Source organism: Edwardsiella sp. A.80236 (assembly GCF_044540725.1).
Taxonomy (GTDB): Bacteria; Pseudomonadota; Gammaproteobacteria; order Enterobacterales; family Enterobacteriaceae; genus Edwardsiella; species Edwardsiella tarda.
In genome coordinates this window covers 16056-30336 of record NZ_JBIUCY010000024.1, presented here as the reverse complement: position 1 = coordinate 30336, position 14281 = coordinate 16056, and the positions used below count along the sequence as shown (strand labels likewise).

13 protein-coding genes and 1 pseudogene are annotated in these 14281 nt (G+C 53.6%); 1 reads left to right on the top strand and 13 read right to left on the bottom strand.

Annotated features, from left to right (window positions below; translation table 11 throughout):
• Window positions 1–73 precede the first annotated feature (73 nt).
• Window positions 74–319: pseudogene (locus ACEQFP_RS15920) on the top strand (glycosyltransferase family 2 protein); the annotation flags it as partial.
• Window positions 320–387: 68 nt separating this feature from the next.
• On the opposite strand, the gene glmS reads toward ACEQFP_RS15920, so the two are convergent.
• The 13 genes from glmS to mnmG all read right to left on the bottom strand — a co-directional run bounded on the left by glmS (window position 388) and on the right by mnmG (window position 14279).
• On the bottom strand, window positions 388–2217 hold the full coding sequence (gene glmS, locus ACEQFP_RS15915) for a glutamine--fructose-6-phosphate transaminase (isomerizing) (protein WP_035598612.1): 1830 nt from the start codon (window positions 2215–2217) through the stop codon (window positions 388–390).
• A 213-nt stretch (window positions 2218–2430) separates the two neighbouring features.
• Window positions 2431–3801, bottom strand: a complete 1371-nt coding sequence (glmU, locus tag ACEQFP_RS15910) for a bifunctional UDP-N-acetylglucosamine diphosphorylase/glucosamine-1-phosphate N-acetyltransferase GlmU (RefSeq protein WP_068870267.1) — start codon at window positions 3799–3801, stop codon at window positions 2431–2433.
• Between the two features lie 280 nt (window positions 3802–4081).
• On the bottom strand, window positions 4082–4501 hold the full coding sequence (locus tag ACEQFP_RS15905) for a F0F1 ATP synthase subunit epsilon (protein WP_005291204.1): 420 nt from the start codon (window positions 4499–4501) through the stop codon (window positions 4082–4084).
• A 19-nt stretch (window positions 4502–4520) separates the two neighbouring features.
• On the bottom strand, window positions 4521–5903 hold the full coding sequence (atpD, locus tag ACEQFP_RS15900) for a F0F1 ATP synthase subunit beta (protein ID WP_005291207.1): 1383 nt from the start codon (window positions 5901–5903) through the stop codon (window positions 4521–4523).
• 34 nt (window positions 5904–5937) lie between these two features.
• On the bottom strand, window positions 5938–6801 hold the full coding sequence (gene atpG / locus ACEQFP_RS15895) for a F0F1 ATP synthase subunit gamma (RefSeq protein WP_097364252.1): 864 nt from the start codon (window positions 6799–6801) through the stop codon (window positions 5938–5940).
• 62 nt (window positions 6802–6863) lie between these two features.
• Window positions 6864–8405, bottom strand: coding sequence for a F0F1 ATP synthase subunit alpha (atpA, locus tag ACEQFP_RS15890; protein WP_035598615.1), 1542 nt, complete (start codon window positions 8403–8405; stop codon window positions 6864–6866).
• A gap of 12 nt (window positions 8406–8417) precedes the next feature.
• Window positions 8418–8951 carry a F0F1 ATP synthase subunit delta gene (gene atpH, locus ACEQFP_RS15885; RefSeq protein WP_005291216.1) on the bottom strand — a complete coding sequence of 178 codons (534 nt, stop codon included), beginning with the start codon at window positions 8949–8951 and terminating at the stop codon, window positions 8418–8420.
• 14 nt (window positions 8952–8965) lie between these two features.
• The gene (atpF, locus tag ACEQFP_RS15880) at window positions 8966–9436 is read right to left on the bottom strand and encodes a F0F1 ATP synthase subunit B (protein ID WP_005291219.1); all 471 of its coding nucleotides are present in this window, start codon (window positions 9434–9436) and stop codon (window positions 8966–8968) included.
• Between the two features lie 57 nt (window positions 9437–9493).
• Complete coding sequence (gene atpE, locus ACEQFP_RS15875) at window positions 9494–9733, bottom strand: F0F1 ATP synthase subunit C (RefSeq protein WP_004093904.1); 240 nt, start codon at window positions 9731–9733, stop codon at window positions 9494–9496.
• A 51-nt stretch (window positions 9734–9784) separates the two neighbouring features.
• On the bottom strand, window positions 9785–10603 hold the full coding sequence (atpB, locus tag ACEQFP_RS15870) for a F0F1 ATP synthase subunit A (RefSeq protein WP_005291224.1): 819 nt from the start codon (window positions 10601–10603) through the stop codon (window positions 9785–9787).
• 40 nt (window positions 10604–10643) lie between these two features.
• A complete protein-coding gene (gene atpI / locus ACEQFP_RS15865) occupies window positions 10644–11021 on the bottom strand; it encodes a F0F1 ATP synthase subunit I (protein WP_005291225.1) in 378 nt (125 codons plus the stop codon).
• Between the two features lie 650 nt (window positions 11022–11671).
• The gene (rsmG, locus tag ACEQFP_RS15860; RefSeq protein WP_005291229.1) at window positions 11672–12292 is read right to left on the bottom strand and encodes a 16S rRNA (guanine(527)-N(7))-methyltransferase RsmG; all 621 of its coding nucleotides are present in this window, start codon (window positions 12290–12292) and stop codon (window positions 11672–11674) included.
• Between the two features lie 97 nt (window positions 12293–12389).
• Window positions 12390–14279, bottom strand: coding sequence for a tRNA uridine-5-carboxymethylaminomethyl(34) synthesis enzyme MnmG (gene mnmG / locus ACEQFP_RS15855; RefSeq protein ID WP_005291232.1), 1890 nt, complete (start codon window positions 14277–14279; stop codon window positions 12390–12392).
• Window positions 14280–14281 lie beyond the last annotated feature (2 nt).

The following is a 14281-nucleotide window of genomic DNA, read 5'->3' as shown; positions in this document are numbered from 1 at the left end:
TCGTAACGAGCCATAGTTCAATATGTCATGGAAACAGGCAGTTACTATAGCTCAGGTGATTAAGGGACACAGCCTAGATCGTGAAAAAAGCTATCATAGTCTAGAGCGTGACTTATCGGCGAATACACCGATCGATCGGCAAAAACGGTATGAGTGTGAAAACTATGGCGATGAATATGGGCACAGTCGTATGTTCCTTAATTTTGAATGGCGTATCATCTACCGTCATAATCTATTCCCGGTAACGTTGCCGCAGCAAAAACGTTGGTGGAAACCGCTGTGGTGGTTACGTTATCTCTTCGCTTCGTTAGCCCGCTAACGCACGCTTGCAGAACGCCACTAAAAAAGGGGATGAATACTCATCCCCTTATCATCACAGACGAAGACTTACTCAACGGTGACAGATTTAGCCAAATTACGCGGCTGATCTACGTCAGTACCTTTGATCAATGCAACATGGTACGAAAGCAGCTGTAATGGGACCGTGTAGAAAATCGGCGCGATCACCTCTTCTACATGCGGCAACGCAATGATACGCATCCCTTCACTTTCGCTAAACCCGGCGCTTTGGGCGGCGAAAACGTACAGCAGACCACCGCGGGCGCGCACCTCTTCAATGTTGGATTTTAGTTTCTCCAACAGTTCATTGTTCGGAGCGACCACCACCACGGGCATATCGGAATCGATCAGTGCTAATGGACCATGCTTCAGCTCGCCAGCGGCGTAGGCTTCGGCATGAATATAGGAGATCTCCTTCAGCTTCAGCGCACCTTCCATCGCGATCGGGTACTGATCACCACGCCCTAAGAACAATGCATGATGCTTATCCAGGAACTCCTCAGCTAACGCTTCGATGCTACGATCCAGCGACAGCATCTGTTCGATACGGCTCGGCAAGGCTTGTAGCGCATGAACAATATCATGCTCGATATCGGCAGCCATACCATGCAGACGACCGATACGCGCCACCAGCATCAGCAACACCGTTAATTGCGTGGTGAAGGCCTTGGTTGAAGCCACACCGATCTCGGTACCGGCACGCGTCATCAATGCCAGGTCGGACTCACGCACCAGCGATGAACTGGCGACGTTACAAATCGCCAGCGATCCCAGGTAGCCGATCGCCTTTGACAGACGCAACGCCGCTAGAGTATCAGCCGTTTCACCGGACTGAGATAGCGTGATGATCAGGCTGTTCTTGCGCACAGCAGACTTGCGATAGCGGAACTCCGACGCGATCTCCACATCACAAGGAATACCGGCCAATGCCTCAAACCAATAACGCGCCACCATGCCAGAATGATAAGAGGTGCCGCAGGCGATGATTTGCACATGCTCCACCTGTGATAACAGGCGATCCCCTGCCTCACCCAGTTCGCTCAGATCGATGCAGCCATGGCTAAAACGCCCCTCAAGGGTATTTTTAATGGCCTGAGGCTGTTCATAGATCTCCTTTTGCATGTAGTGACGATAATTGCCTTTGTCACCAGCATCGTACTGCACGTTGGACTCAATCTCGGCGCGTTCTACCGCCGCACCACTCGCATCGAAAATGGTCACGCTATGACGCGTCACCTCGGCAATATCCCCCTCTTCCAGGAAGATGAAGCGACGCGTTACGGGTAGCAAGGCAAGCTGATCGGAGGCGAGGAAGTTCTCTCCCATACCGCGACCGATGACCAATGGACTACCGGAGCGTGCACAGACCAGTACGTTAGGCTGTTGGCTATCCATGACGACGGTACCGTAAGCACCTCGTAGTTGTGGGATCACCCGCTTAACGACCTCTAACAGGGATCCGCCTTGACGCTGCTCCCAGTTCACCAAATGGGCAATCACTTCGGTATCGGTTTCAGAGGTAAAGTGATAACCACGCTCGATCAATTGCGCGCGCAGTATTTCATGATTTTCGATGATACCGTTGTGTACCACGCTAATGTGGCCGGACACATGGGGGTGCGCATTCTGTTCACTCGGCTCACCATGAGTCGCCCAACGGGTATGGGCAATACCGGTTCCCCCGATCATCGGAGATAGGGCGACAGCATCGCTCAATGCCTTGACCTTGCCGACTCGGCGTAAACGTTGTACATGGCCTTGAGAATCGACTATCGCCAATCCCGCCGAGTCATAACCGCGATACTCTAAACGGCGCAGGCCTTCTAACAGAATATCTGCGACATCACGTTGCGCCACTGCGCCAACAATTCCACACATACGATTTAATTCCTATAACAAAACCACCAAGGCGGTTTGTCGATGCCCGTATCGATCTGATTGATAAACGACGTATTACGTCGTTGCCCCGAGCCTTGTAGAGAGTGGGGCCACGCCTTATCTGTTGTAGGGCGCGTTATTATGTTTTGCGCTGTACTCCAAGCAGGAGTACAGCGCAAAACCGCTGCGGCCGTCAGGCCGCAGCGATCGCGCTTATTTTTTCTTCACCGGCCGTTTCCAACCGCGGATCTGTGACTGTTTCACCCGGCTAAGGACTAACTCATCGTCGCCAACGTCTTTCGTTACCGTTGTACCCGCCGCAATGGTCGCGCCGCGGCCAATGGTGACCGGCGCCACCAGTTGGCTATCGGAACCGACAAATACATCATCACCGATCACCGTCTGATGCTTATTGGCACCGTCATAGTTACAGGTGATCGTACCGGCGCCGATATTCACCCCCGCACCAATCTGCGCATCCCCGAGGTAACTCAAATGACCGGCTTTAGAACCATGGCCTAAATGCGCCTTCTTCATTTCGACGAAGTTACCCACATGCGCTTGAGCATCCAAACGGGCACCGGGGCGCAGGCGCGCAAATGGCCCCACAGTACAGGATTCGGCGAGCGCCGCCCCCTCGATCACCGTGTAGGGACTGATCACGCTATCGGCGGCAATCTGACAATCCTTCAGCACGCAACCGCTGCCGATATGCACCCGATCACCCAATGTCACCTTACCCTCAATGATCACATTGGTATCGATGATCACATCACGTCCATGACACAACTCCCCGCGCAGATCGAAACGCGCCGGGTCGAGCAACATGACGCCCGCTAACAACAGACGCTGCGCCTGCTGCTGTTGATAAGCTCGCTCCAAGCCAGCCAGTTGCAAGCGGTTATTCACGCCCTCAACCTCATACAGGTGATCGGGATGTACCGCTTCAATCCGCCGCCCTTCTTGATGAGCCATGGCGATAATGTCGGTGATGTAAAACTCACCCTGGGCATTATTGTTATCCAGACGTGCCAACCAACGTTTCAGATCCGCACCATTCGCCACCAGAATACCGGTATTAATCTCATCGATATGGCGCTGTACTTCACTGGCATCCTTATGTTCGACGATACCCGTAACCACACCATCCTGACGCACGATACGACCATAGCCTGTCGGATCGGCGAGTTTGACGGTCAATAGTCCAATCCCTCCCTGCGGTTTGGCAGCGATCAGGCGTTGCAGCGTCGCAGTCGCGATCAGCGGCACGTCACCGTATAACATCAGGATATCTTCATCATCGGCAAAATAAGGTGCCGCCTGCTGCATCGCATGACCGGTACCTAACTGCTGTGCCTGTAAGACCCAATTCAATGGCTGACCGGCCAAACGAGACTGCAATAACTCGCCGCCATGACCATAGACCAGATGAACCTGATGTGCGCCCAGCGTCAATGCGCTGTCGATGACATGTTGCACCATCGGCTTACCTGCCAGCGGATGCAATACCTTGGGAAGATCGGAATACATGCGGGTCCCCTTACCGGCGGCAAGGATGACCACGCTTAACGGATGTGTCGACATAAGCAATCTGATCCATTCAAATTGATGGGCTCAAGTAAACCTGTTAGCCAGCAGGATTACTACATATTTCTCTACTCAAAACACGCTCAGACCCGTGAGCCTGAAGGGATGGGGTGATGATAGATAACTTGGCGCCGCAAGGGCAAACACTCTCTGCCTCGTGCGCTGTTTTTAGGGTTAGCGCTTAATAAGCAACCCGTAATCGATTAGGGGAGAACACTTTTTTTCACCATAAAAAAAACCTCTCCAATGGGAGAGGTTTTTGCGGCAGTCTGTCTGCTTACATCGCTTTTTTGGTCAGTTCGATTACACGCAGTTTCGCAATCGCCTTGGCCAGCTCTGCGGATGCCTGAGCATAGTCGACATCGCCGTGCGAGCTACGGATGTGCTCTTCGGCTTTACGCTTCGATTCCATCGCGCGCGCCTCGTCGAGGTCTTGACCACGGATAGCGGTATCGGCCAGCACGGTTACCGCGCTGGACTGCACCTCAAGGATGCCGCCGGACAAGTAGATAAACTCTTCCTCGCCGTGCTGTTTAACGATACGCACCATGCCAGGCTTAATGGCAGTAAGCAGCGGAGCATGACCCGGGTAGATACCCAGCTCACCTTCACTACCCGTCACCTGGATTTTTTGCACCAGCCCGGAGAACATCTGACGCTCCGCGCTGACCACATCCAGATGGAAAGTCATAGCCATATCACCCTCCTATCAGGCGTTACAGTTTCTTGGCTTTTTCCATGGCTTCGTCGATAGAACCCACCATGTAGAACGCCTGCTCCGGCAGATGGTCATAGTCACCGTTCATGATGCCTTTAAAGCCCTGAATGGTGTCTTTCAGTGACACATACTTACCCGGAGAACCGGTGAACACTTCGGCCACGAAGAACGGCTGAGACAGGAAGCGTTGGATCTTACGCGCACGGGCAACCACCAGCTTATCCTCTTCGGATAGCTCGTCCATACCCAGAATGGCGATGATATCCTTCAGCTCCTGATAACGCTGTAGGATGGACTGCACGCCGCGTGCGGTATCGTAGTGCTCCTGACCCACCACCAGCGGATCCAGCTGACGGCTGGTCGAATCCAGCGGGTCAACGGCCGGGTAGATACCCAGCGAGGCGATCTGACGACTCAGTACGACGGTCGCATCCAAGTGGGCGAAGGTGGTCGCCGGGGAGGGGTCAGTCAAGTCATCCGCCGGGACGTATACGGCCTGTACGGAGGTGATAGAGCCCGTCTTCGTTGAGGTGATACGCTCTTGCAACACACCCATCTCTTCCGCCAGGGTCGGCTGATAACCTACCGCCGACGGCATACGCCCCAGCAGAGCAGAAACTTCGGTACCAGCCAAGGTATAACGATAAATGTTATCGATGAACAACAACACATCGCGACCTTCATCACGGAATTTCTCCGCCATGGTCAGACCGGTCAACGCCACACGCAGACGGTTTCCCGGCGGCTCATTCATCTGGCCGTATACCAGAGAAACTTTATCCAATACGTTGGAGTCGGTCATCTCGTGGTAGAAGTCGTTACCCTCACGGGTACGCTCGCCTACACCGGCAAATACGGAGTAACCGGAGTGCTCGATAGCGATGTTACGGATAAGCTCCATCATGTTAACGGTCTTACCCACACCGGCACCACCGAACAGGCCAACTTTACCGCCTTTGGCGAACGGGCAAATCAGGTCGATAACCTTGATGCCGGTCTCCAGCAGCTCCTGAGAGTTGGACAGATCTTCATAGCTCGGCGCCGCGCGGTGGATAGCCCAACGCTCTTCTTCGCCGATCTCGCCCTTCATGTCGACCGGATCACCCAGTACGTTCATGATACGGCCCAGGGTCGCCTTACCGACCGGAACCTCGATCGGATGGTCTTGGTCTTCAACCACCAGCCCACGGCGCAGACCGTCGGAGGAGCCCATCGCGATGCAGCGAACGACGCCGCCACCCAGCTGCTGCTGCACTTCCAGTACCAGTTTCGTGGCACCGCCTTTTACTTCCAGTGCGTTATACACCTTCGGCACGGCATCTTGCGGGAACTCCACGTCCACCACAGCGCCGATAACCTGGATAATCTTTCCAGTAGCCATCTTGAATCCTCTACGTAATTCGTAAACCTAGCTCTTAAACCGCAGCAGCACCCGAGACGATCTCGGTCAGCTCCTGGGTGATGCTGGCCTGACGAGCCTTGTTGTAGACCAACTGCAGCTCTTTGATCAGGTTGCCGCCGTTATCGGTTGCTGCCTTCATAGCAACCATTCGCGCGGCCTGCTCACTGGCCAGGTTTTCCACGACGCCCTGATAAACCTGAGATTCCACATAACGGCGCAGCAAGGTATCCAACAGCGCCTTAGGATCCGGTTCGTACAGGTAATCCCATGATTTCCGCTTCAGCTCTGCATCGTCAGCCTTCGGCAACGGCAACAACTGAAGGACCTGTGGTTCTTGGGCCATGGTATTGATGAACTTGTTGCTCACCACATACAGGCGATCCAGACGGCCTTCATCATAGGCCTGCAGCATCACCTTCACCGGACCGATCAACTCGGACAGCGAGGGGTTATCCCCCATACCGGTAACCTGAGCGACAACATTGCCACCCACGGACCCAAAGAAAGAGACCGCTTTCGAACCGATCAGCGCGAGATCGATGTCCACGCTCTTCTGGTTCCACTCTTTCATATCTGTCAGCAGTTTCTTAAACAGGTTAATGTTCAAGCCACCGCACAGACCACGGTCGGTAGAAACCACCAGATACCCCACGCGCTTCACATCGCGCTCTTCCAGGTACGGGTGTTTGTATTCCAGATTCCCCAGCGCAAGGTGACCAATCACTTTGCGCATGGTTTCTGCATAGGGACGGCTGGCCGCCATGCGATCCTGCGTTTTACGCATTTTGGAGGCGGCGACCATCTCCATCGCTTTCGTGATCTTTTGCGTGTTTTGCACGCTGGCGATCTTGCTACGTATCTCTTTCGCGCCGGCCATCTCTGCTTCTCCTCAAAACCTTTTACGGCCCACCGTATTACTGCCGGCAGGCCGTAAGGCTATTACCAGGACTGGGTTGCTTTGAAGGTATCGAGGATGCCTTTCAGCTTGCCTTCGATCTCGTCGTTATAAGCACCGGTCTGGTTGATTTGTTGCATCAGGTCGGCCTGCTCACGCTCAACGTAAGCCATCAATGCCGCTTCAAAGGCACCAATCTTCGCCAGTTCGACGTCTTCCAAGTAGCCACGTTCGGCGGCAAACAGCACCAGCGACTGTGCGGCAACGGACATCGGCGCGTACTGCTTCTGTTTCAGCAGTTCGGTAACTTTCTGACCATGGCTCAACTGTTTACGGGTCGCGTCATCCAGATCAGAGGCGAACTGGGAGAAAGCTGCCAGTTCACGATACTGTGCCAACGCGGTACGAATACCACCGGACAGTTTCTTCATGATCTTGGTCTGTGCCGCGCCACCCACACGGGATACGGAGATCCCCGGGTTAACCGCAGGACGGATACCGGCGTTAAACAGGTTGGATTCCAGGAAGATCTGACCATCGGTAATCGAGATTACGTTGGTCGGAACGAACGCGGAAACGTCCCCGGCTTGGGTTTCAATGATCGGCAGCGCCGTCAGTGAGCCCGTTTGTCCCTTGACTTCACCCTTAGTGAAAGCCTCGACGTAATCGGCGTTAACACGCGCCGCACGCTCCAGAAGACGGGAGTGGAGGTAGAATACGTCGCCCGGGAATGCTTCACGTCCAGGCGGACGACGGAGCAGCAGGGAGATTTGACGATAAGCGACCGCTTGCTTGGACAGATCATCGTAGATGATCAGCGCGTCTTCGCCGCGATCACGGAAATACTCACCCATTGCACAACCGGCATACGGTGCCAGGTATTGCAATGCAGCGGATTCAGAAGCCGAAGCGACCACGACGATGGTGTTCGCCAGTGCACCGTGCTCTTCCAGCTTACGCACCACGTTCGCGATGGTAGAGGCCTTCTGACCGATAGCGACATAGATACACTTAATGCCGGAGTCACGCTGGTTGATGATGGCATCGACGGCCAGCGCGGTTTTACCGGTCTGACGGTCGCCGATGATCAACTCACGCTGACCACGGCCGATCGGGATCATGGCATCGACAGACTTATAGCCCGTCTGTACTGGTTGATCGACCGACTGACGCTCGATAACGCCCGGGGCGATAGCTTCAACGGCGGAGAAGCCGTCGTGCTCGACCGGACCTTTACCGTCGATCGGTTCACCCAGGGTGTTCACCACGCGGCCCAGCAGACCACGGCCTACCGGAACTTCCAGAATACGGCCGGTACACTTGACCTTCATGCCTTCGGCCAGGTCAGCGTAGGGCCCCATCACTACCGCCCCCACAGAGTCGCGCTCCAGGTTCAGTGCGATAGCGTAGCGGTTGCCCGGCAGCGCGATCATCTCGCCCTGCATGACATCCGCCAAACCGTGAACACGGATAATCCCGTCGCTCACGGAGACGATTGTACCTTCGTTGTGAGCCTCGCTCACCACGTCGAACTGAGCAATGCGCTGCTTGATCAGTTCGCTGATTTCGGTGGAATTCAGTTGCATGCTCCAGTCCCCTTAAGACTGCAAGACGTCTGCTAGGCGATCCAGACGGCCGCGGATGCTGCCATCGATCACCAAGTCACCCGCGCGGATCACCACGCCGGCCAATACAGACTTATCAATTTTGCAATTCAGCTTCACTTTACGTGACAGACGTTGTTCCATTGCGGCGCTGATTTTATCCAGCTGCGTCTGACTCAGAGGCGCGGCAGAGGTGACTTCTACATCCGCCGTCGCTTCCATCGCATCTCGCAGCGCAATAAACTGCTGCAGCACGTCAGGAATAACCTGTAAACGTCCGTTTTCCGCCATCACTCTAATGAAGTTCTGACCGGATTGATCGAGCTGGTCACCGCAAATCTTGATGAAACACGCCGCAAGGGTCTCCGGAGCCAGGGCACCGGACAACATTTCGGCCACGCTTTCATTGCGGGTCACCTCAGCGCTGAATGCCAGCATAGTCTGCCAACGATCCAGGCTGTTATGCTCAACAGCAAAGTCAAAAGCTGCTTTGGCGTAGGGGCGAGCTACCGTGATAAATTCAGACATCGGCCCCTCCCTCCTTACAGTTCAGCGACTAGTTTATCGACGATGTCGCTGTTCGCAGCTTCATCCACGGAACGTTCAATAATCTTCTCGGCACCGGCGATAGCCAGCATGGCGACCTGTTTACGCAGCTCTTCACGCGCACGCTTACGCTCGGCATCGATTTCTGCCTGCGCCTGCGCGACGATCTTGGCACGTTCCTGTTCCGCTTCGGCTTTCGCCTCATCGATGATCTGAGACTTACGCTTATTCGCTTGCTCGATGATCACCTGTGCGTCAGCCTTCGCCTTTTTCAGCTGGTCGGTCGCATTGGCTTGCGCCAAGTCCAGATCTTTTTTCGCACGCTCTGCGGAAGAGAGACCGTCAGCAATCTCTTTCTGACGCTTCTCGATGGCAGCCATAATCGGCGGCCATACATACTTCATACAGAACCAGACGAACAGGACAAACGCGATGGCCTGGCCGAGGATTGTTGCGTTAAGATTCACAGCACAATGCCTCTTAAATTAGTTAATCGGTTTGGTTGGCGTAACGGGATATTCCGGTTACGCGACGGCAAACATGACGTACAGACCCAGACCAACAGCAATCATCGGGATAGCATCCACCAGACCCATTACGATAAAGAACTGTGTACGCAGCAGCGGGATCAGATCCGGCTGACGCGCGGCGCCTTCCAGGAATTTCCCACCCAAGATGCCGATACCGATCGCAGCACCGATTGCCGCCAGACCCATCATCACAGCGGCAGCCATGTACAGCAGATCCATACTCAGGTTTTCCATGACAGTCTCCAGTTTGTTTCAGTTAAACGCAGTAGTGTTGTTAAAAAATAATCAGTGCTCTTCAGACGCCATCGACAGATAGACGATCGTCAGAACCATGAAGATAAAGGCTTGAAGCGTAATAATCAGAATGTGGAAGATAGCCCATGGAACGTTGAGCAACCACTGTGACCACCACGGCAACAGACCGGCAATCAGGATGAAAATCAGCTCGCCGGCATACATGTTACCGAACAGTCGCAAACCGAGAGAGATCGGCTTGGACAACAGGCTGACGCCTTCCAGAATCAAGTTAATCGGGATAAAAACAGGATGATTGAACGGTTGTAACGTCAGCTCCTTCACGAAGCCTCCCAGTCCCTTCATCTTAATGCTATAGAACAGAATCAGGATAAATACCCCGAGCGCCATGGAGAGCGTAATATTGACGTCCGCAGACGGAACAACACGCAATGCCGGCAGGCCCAGCCAGTGTTCGGCGATATAGGGCAAGAAATCGATCGGCACCAAGTCCATCAAGTTCATCAGGAATACCCAGACGAAGATGGTTAAGGCCAACGGAGCGACCAGTTTGCTCTTACCGTGGTACATATCGCGTACACTGCCATCGACGAAGCCGATGATCAGCTCGATGGCCGTTTGAAACTTACCCGGCACACCGCTAGTGGCATGTTTAGCGACTTTACGGAACAGAGCCAGAAAGATCAGGCCCAGCACCACAGAGAAGAACATGGAGTCGATGTTCAACGTCCAGAAAGACGCTGGGCCATCGTGCGGATTCACCAGCTCAAAAGTACGCAGGTCCAGCTGAAGGTTATTCAGATGGTGACCGATGTACTCTTGTGGCGTAGAGATTTCTCCTGCAGACATGATGCCTCTTACCCTTTAAGTAGTTAATACGGTAACTGTTTTAATTACGACTAATAAATGCTGGTGCGGCGATCTGCACCACCAGCACCGCAATGTAAGTCAGGCCTAGCGGAAGAAAGACCGCTTTCAACCACCCTAGCGACACGATAAGCAGCGCGATCGTACAGACCACCTTCAGCGCCTCGCCGGTGACAAATGCCCAAGCGATACGTCCCTCTCCCGGCTCCCCTACTCGCTGACGTAAAGCAAACAGCATAAAGACAGCATTGGGTAACCAGGCTGATAGACCGCCCAAGAGTGCGGACCATCCCCAGTTCGCCGTTTTCATCGACAGACAAATACTGAATAGAACAAAGGTCACTAACTGTAGAATCAGCAGGTTACGTACTGTCTTCCCGCCATAGAGTGCTCCAGACATGACGTTTGCTCTCTCCGTACCCCCCAGGAGGTATGCTGATTTGAGTGACGTAATAAAACTGCCTTTACGAGGCAGAGTCAAGCCAGAAAAACGTGAAAATTATACGGTGCACACCTACAAATTCAATGCATAAGTAGCCAAAAAGTGAATAGTAATTTAAATATTTTCACGTTTTATCGTCAAAGCCACAGAATCGACGTAATAATCATTTTTAGTGATACATCTGACAATTCCAATATTACATTTTTGCCAGCGTAGATGATCACAAAATAAAGCGATAAAAAAGCCTGTATACCATAGGGTTAAGGCTAATCTTTAGCCAAAATTGCTAATATAGACATTTAAAATCATAAAGTTAGGTTATTAACGCAACAATCTACTAAGTAAAACCAAATAGAAACAGCCTATTGACATACGGAGTAACCCACGTCGTTCCCCCCATCGCCCCCGCCTCAAAGGGCGAAAACACCCGGCAAATGGGGGAATACGATACGTCGATCCCCGTACACCGATACCCTTCACCTGGTCACCCGTGTAAAAAAAAAGTAAACAGAGTGCTCGGCAATGACTTGATGGTTAGGCTCGGCCTCCAGGATTCTGTTTATTTCTCAATCAATGGTTTTTTTGATTTTTTTTGATAAAAAACAAAATTAATGTGCTTTAAGCACCACCAGATGACGCTCCCCTTCCAGCATCGGTACCTGCAAGCGGATCACCGATTCCAAGGTCACGCCCTCAGGTAAACTCTGCAATTCATCCTGCGGGACCACGCCCTTCAGCGCATAAAACCGCCCATGCGGAGCGGCCGGTAGGTGATGACACCAAGCGAGCATATCCTGTAACGAGGCGAAGGCACGACTGATAACACCATCGAATGGCGGTTCAGCCACAAAGCTTTCTACCCGGCTCTGTACCGGCTCGATATTGTTCAGTTGCAGCGCATGCTGTACTTGGCGTAGGAAACGTACCCGTTTCCCCAGACTATCCAATAGCGTGAAGTGAGACTCGGGACGTACGATAGCCAACGGAATCCCCGGTAGTCCGGGTCCCGTACCCACATCGATAAAGCGTTGTCCTTGCAGATGAGGACTGACCACGATGCTGTCCATGATATGGCGAACCAACATCTCACGCGGATCGCGTACGGAAGTCAGGTTATACGCCTTATTCCACTTATCCAGCAGCTCGACATACGCCAATAGCTGCTGTTTTTGCTGATCGGTTAACGAAATGCCAGCCTGCGCCAGCAGCGTATCCAGTTGCTTGTGCACGGGTTCTTTTCCTCTGTCAAATCCAGCTCGGCCGCAGCAACACTGCGGAGGCCAGAACGAAGTGATGAGCCGCGCTAAGGCGGCTCGGAAGCCATAGTTAAACGCTGCGGCGTAGCATTCCCTGCTTCTTCAACCAAACCAGTAGAATGGAGATCGCGGCCGGAGTGATGCCGGAGATACGCGATGCTTGCCCGATAGAACTTGGTTTATGATCGTTAAGCTTGGCGATCACCTCGTTAGACAAGCCATTCACCTGGCGATAATCCAAATCGGCCGGCAACAGGGTGTGCTCGTTACGCATCTGCTTTTCGATCTCATCCTGCTGTCTAGCAATATAACCTTGATATTTAACTTGAATCTCAACCTGCTCGGCCGCCTGACGATCCTCTAGCGGGGGCGCAAACGGGGCTAATGAAGTGAGCGCAGCGTAATCCATCTCCGGGCGCCGCAGCAGATCTTCGCCATTAGCCTCGCGCGATAACGGCGTCTTCAGCAACGCATTGATTGTCGCCGCCTGCTCGGCCTGGGGATGTACCCAGGTATCACGCAGACGCTGACGCTCCCGTTCCATGTTTTCTAACTTCCGGTTGAAGTGAGCCCAACGTTCATCGTCAACCAGACCCAATTCACGCCCGATCGGTGTGAGACGCAGATCGGCATTGTCTTCGCGTAGCATCAGGCGATATTCGGCCCGCGAAGTGAACATACGGTACGGCTCTTTGGTCCCTAGGGTGCAGAGATCATCCACCAAGACACCGAGATAAGCCTGATCTCGCCGTGGAGCCCAACCTTCCAACTCGGCGGCACAACGCCCAGCATTGAGGCCCGCCAGCAGACCTTGGGCAGCGGCTTCTTCGTAACCGGTGGTGCCATTAATCTGACCGGCGAAGAATAATCCCTGGATATACTTGCTTTCCAATGTTGGCTTCAGATCGCGCGGATCGAAAAAGTCATACTCGATAGCATAGCCTGGGCGCACGATTCGGGCATTTTGCATCCCATCCATCGAGCGCACGATCGCCATCTGAACATCGAATGGCAGGCTGGTGGAGATGCCGTTAGGGTAGATCTCGTTGCTGGTTAGCCCTTCTGGCTCTAAGAAGATCTGATGCGCGTTACGATCGGCAAAGCGCATGACTTTATCTTCGATCGAAGGGCAATAGCGTGGGCCGATCCCTTCGATGATCCCTGCATACATCGGGCTACGATCCAGATTGTTACGGATCACCTCATGAGTACGTTCGTTAGTATGGGTGATATAACAGGGTAGCTGACGCGGATGTTGACTTGCGTCACCCAGGAAGGAGAACACCGGTGCCGGATTATCGCCATGTTGCTGTGCTAAGGCGGCGAGATCGATGGTTCGAGCATCCAAACGGGGCGGAGTTCCCGTCTTCAACCGGTTGACGCGTAATGGCAGTTCACGCAGTCGATGGGCAAGACCGATCGAAGGCGGATCCCCGGCACGACCCCCACTGTAGTTTTCCAGACCGATATGGATCTTACCGTTTAGGAAGGTTCCAACCGTCAATACGACCGCTTTCGCCCGGAACTTTAGTCCCATCTGAGTGATCGCGCCAACGACACGATCGTTTTCGACGATCAGATCCTCGACGGCCTGTTGGAAGATCATCAGATTAGGCTGGTTTTCCAATGCCATACGAACCGCTTGGCGGTACAACACACGATCCGCTTGCGCACGTGTCGCCCGCACCGCGGGTCCCTTGCTGCCGTTGAGGATCCGGAATTGGATCCCGCCTTTGTCGATCGCCTGAGCCATTAATCCACCCAGGGCATCGACCTCTTTAACTAAGTGTCCCTTACCGATGCCGCCGATAGCCGGATTACATGACATATGGCCAAGCGTGTCGATATTGTGAGTTAACAGTAGGGTCTGGCGGCCCATTCGGGCTGAAGCCATGGCCGCTTCGGTACCGGCATGGCCGCCGCCGATAATGATGACATCAAAGGGATCGGGGTAAAACATGG

Coding starts and splice junctions, on each gene's coding strand:
- atpH (WP_005291216.1), bottom strand. CDS start 8,951: ATGTCTGAATTTATCACGGTAGCTCGCCCCTACGCCAAAGCAGCTTTT.
- atpG (WP_097364252.1), bottom strand. CDS start 6,801: ATGGCCGGCGCGAAAGAGATACGTAGCAAGATCGCCAGCGTGCAAAAC.
- ACEQFP_RS15905 (WP_005291204.1), bottom strand. CDS start 4,501: ATGGCTATGACTTTCCATCTGGATGTGGTCAGCGCGGAGCGTCAGATG.
- atpI (WP_005291225.1), bottom strand. CDS start 11,021: ATGTCTGGAGCACTCTATGGCGGGAAGACAGTACGTAACCTGCTGATT.
- mnmG (WP_005291232.1), bottom strand. CDS start 14,279: ATGTTTTACCCCGATCCCTTTGATGTCATCATTATCGGCGGCGGCCAT.
- atpA (WP_035598615.1), bottom strand. CDS start 8,405: ATGCAACTGAATTCCACCGAAATCAGCGAACTGATCAAGCAGCGCATT.
- atpE (WP_004093904.1), bottom strand. CDS start 9,733: ATGGAAAACCTGAGTATGGATCTGCTGTACATGGCTGCCGCTGTGATG.
- glmU (WP_068870267.1), bottom strand. CDS start 3,801: ATGTCGACACATCCGTTAAGCGTGGTCATCCTTGCCGCCGGTAAGGGG.
- atpD (WP_005291207.1), bottom strand. CDS start 5,903: ATGGCTACTGGAAAGATTATCCAGGTTATCGGCGCTGTGGTGGACGTG.
- atpB (WP_005291224.1), bottom strand. CDS start 10,603: ATGTCTGCAGGAGAAATCTCTACGCCACAAGAGTACATCGGTCACCAT.
- glmS (WP_035598612.1), bottom strand. CDS start 2,217: ATGTGTGGAATTGTTGGCGCAGTGGCGCAACGTGATGTCGCAGATATT.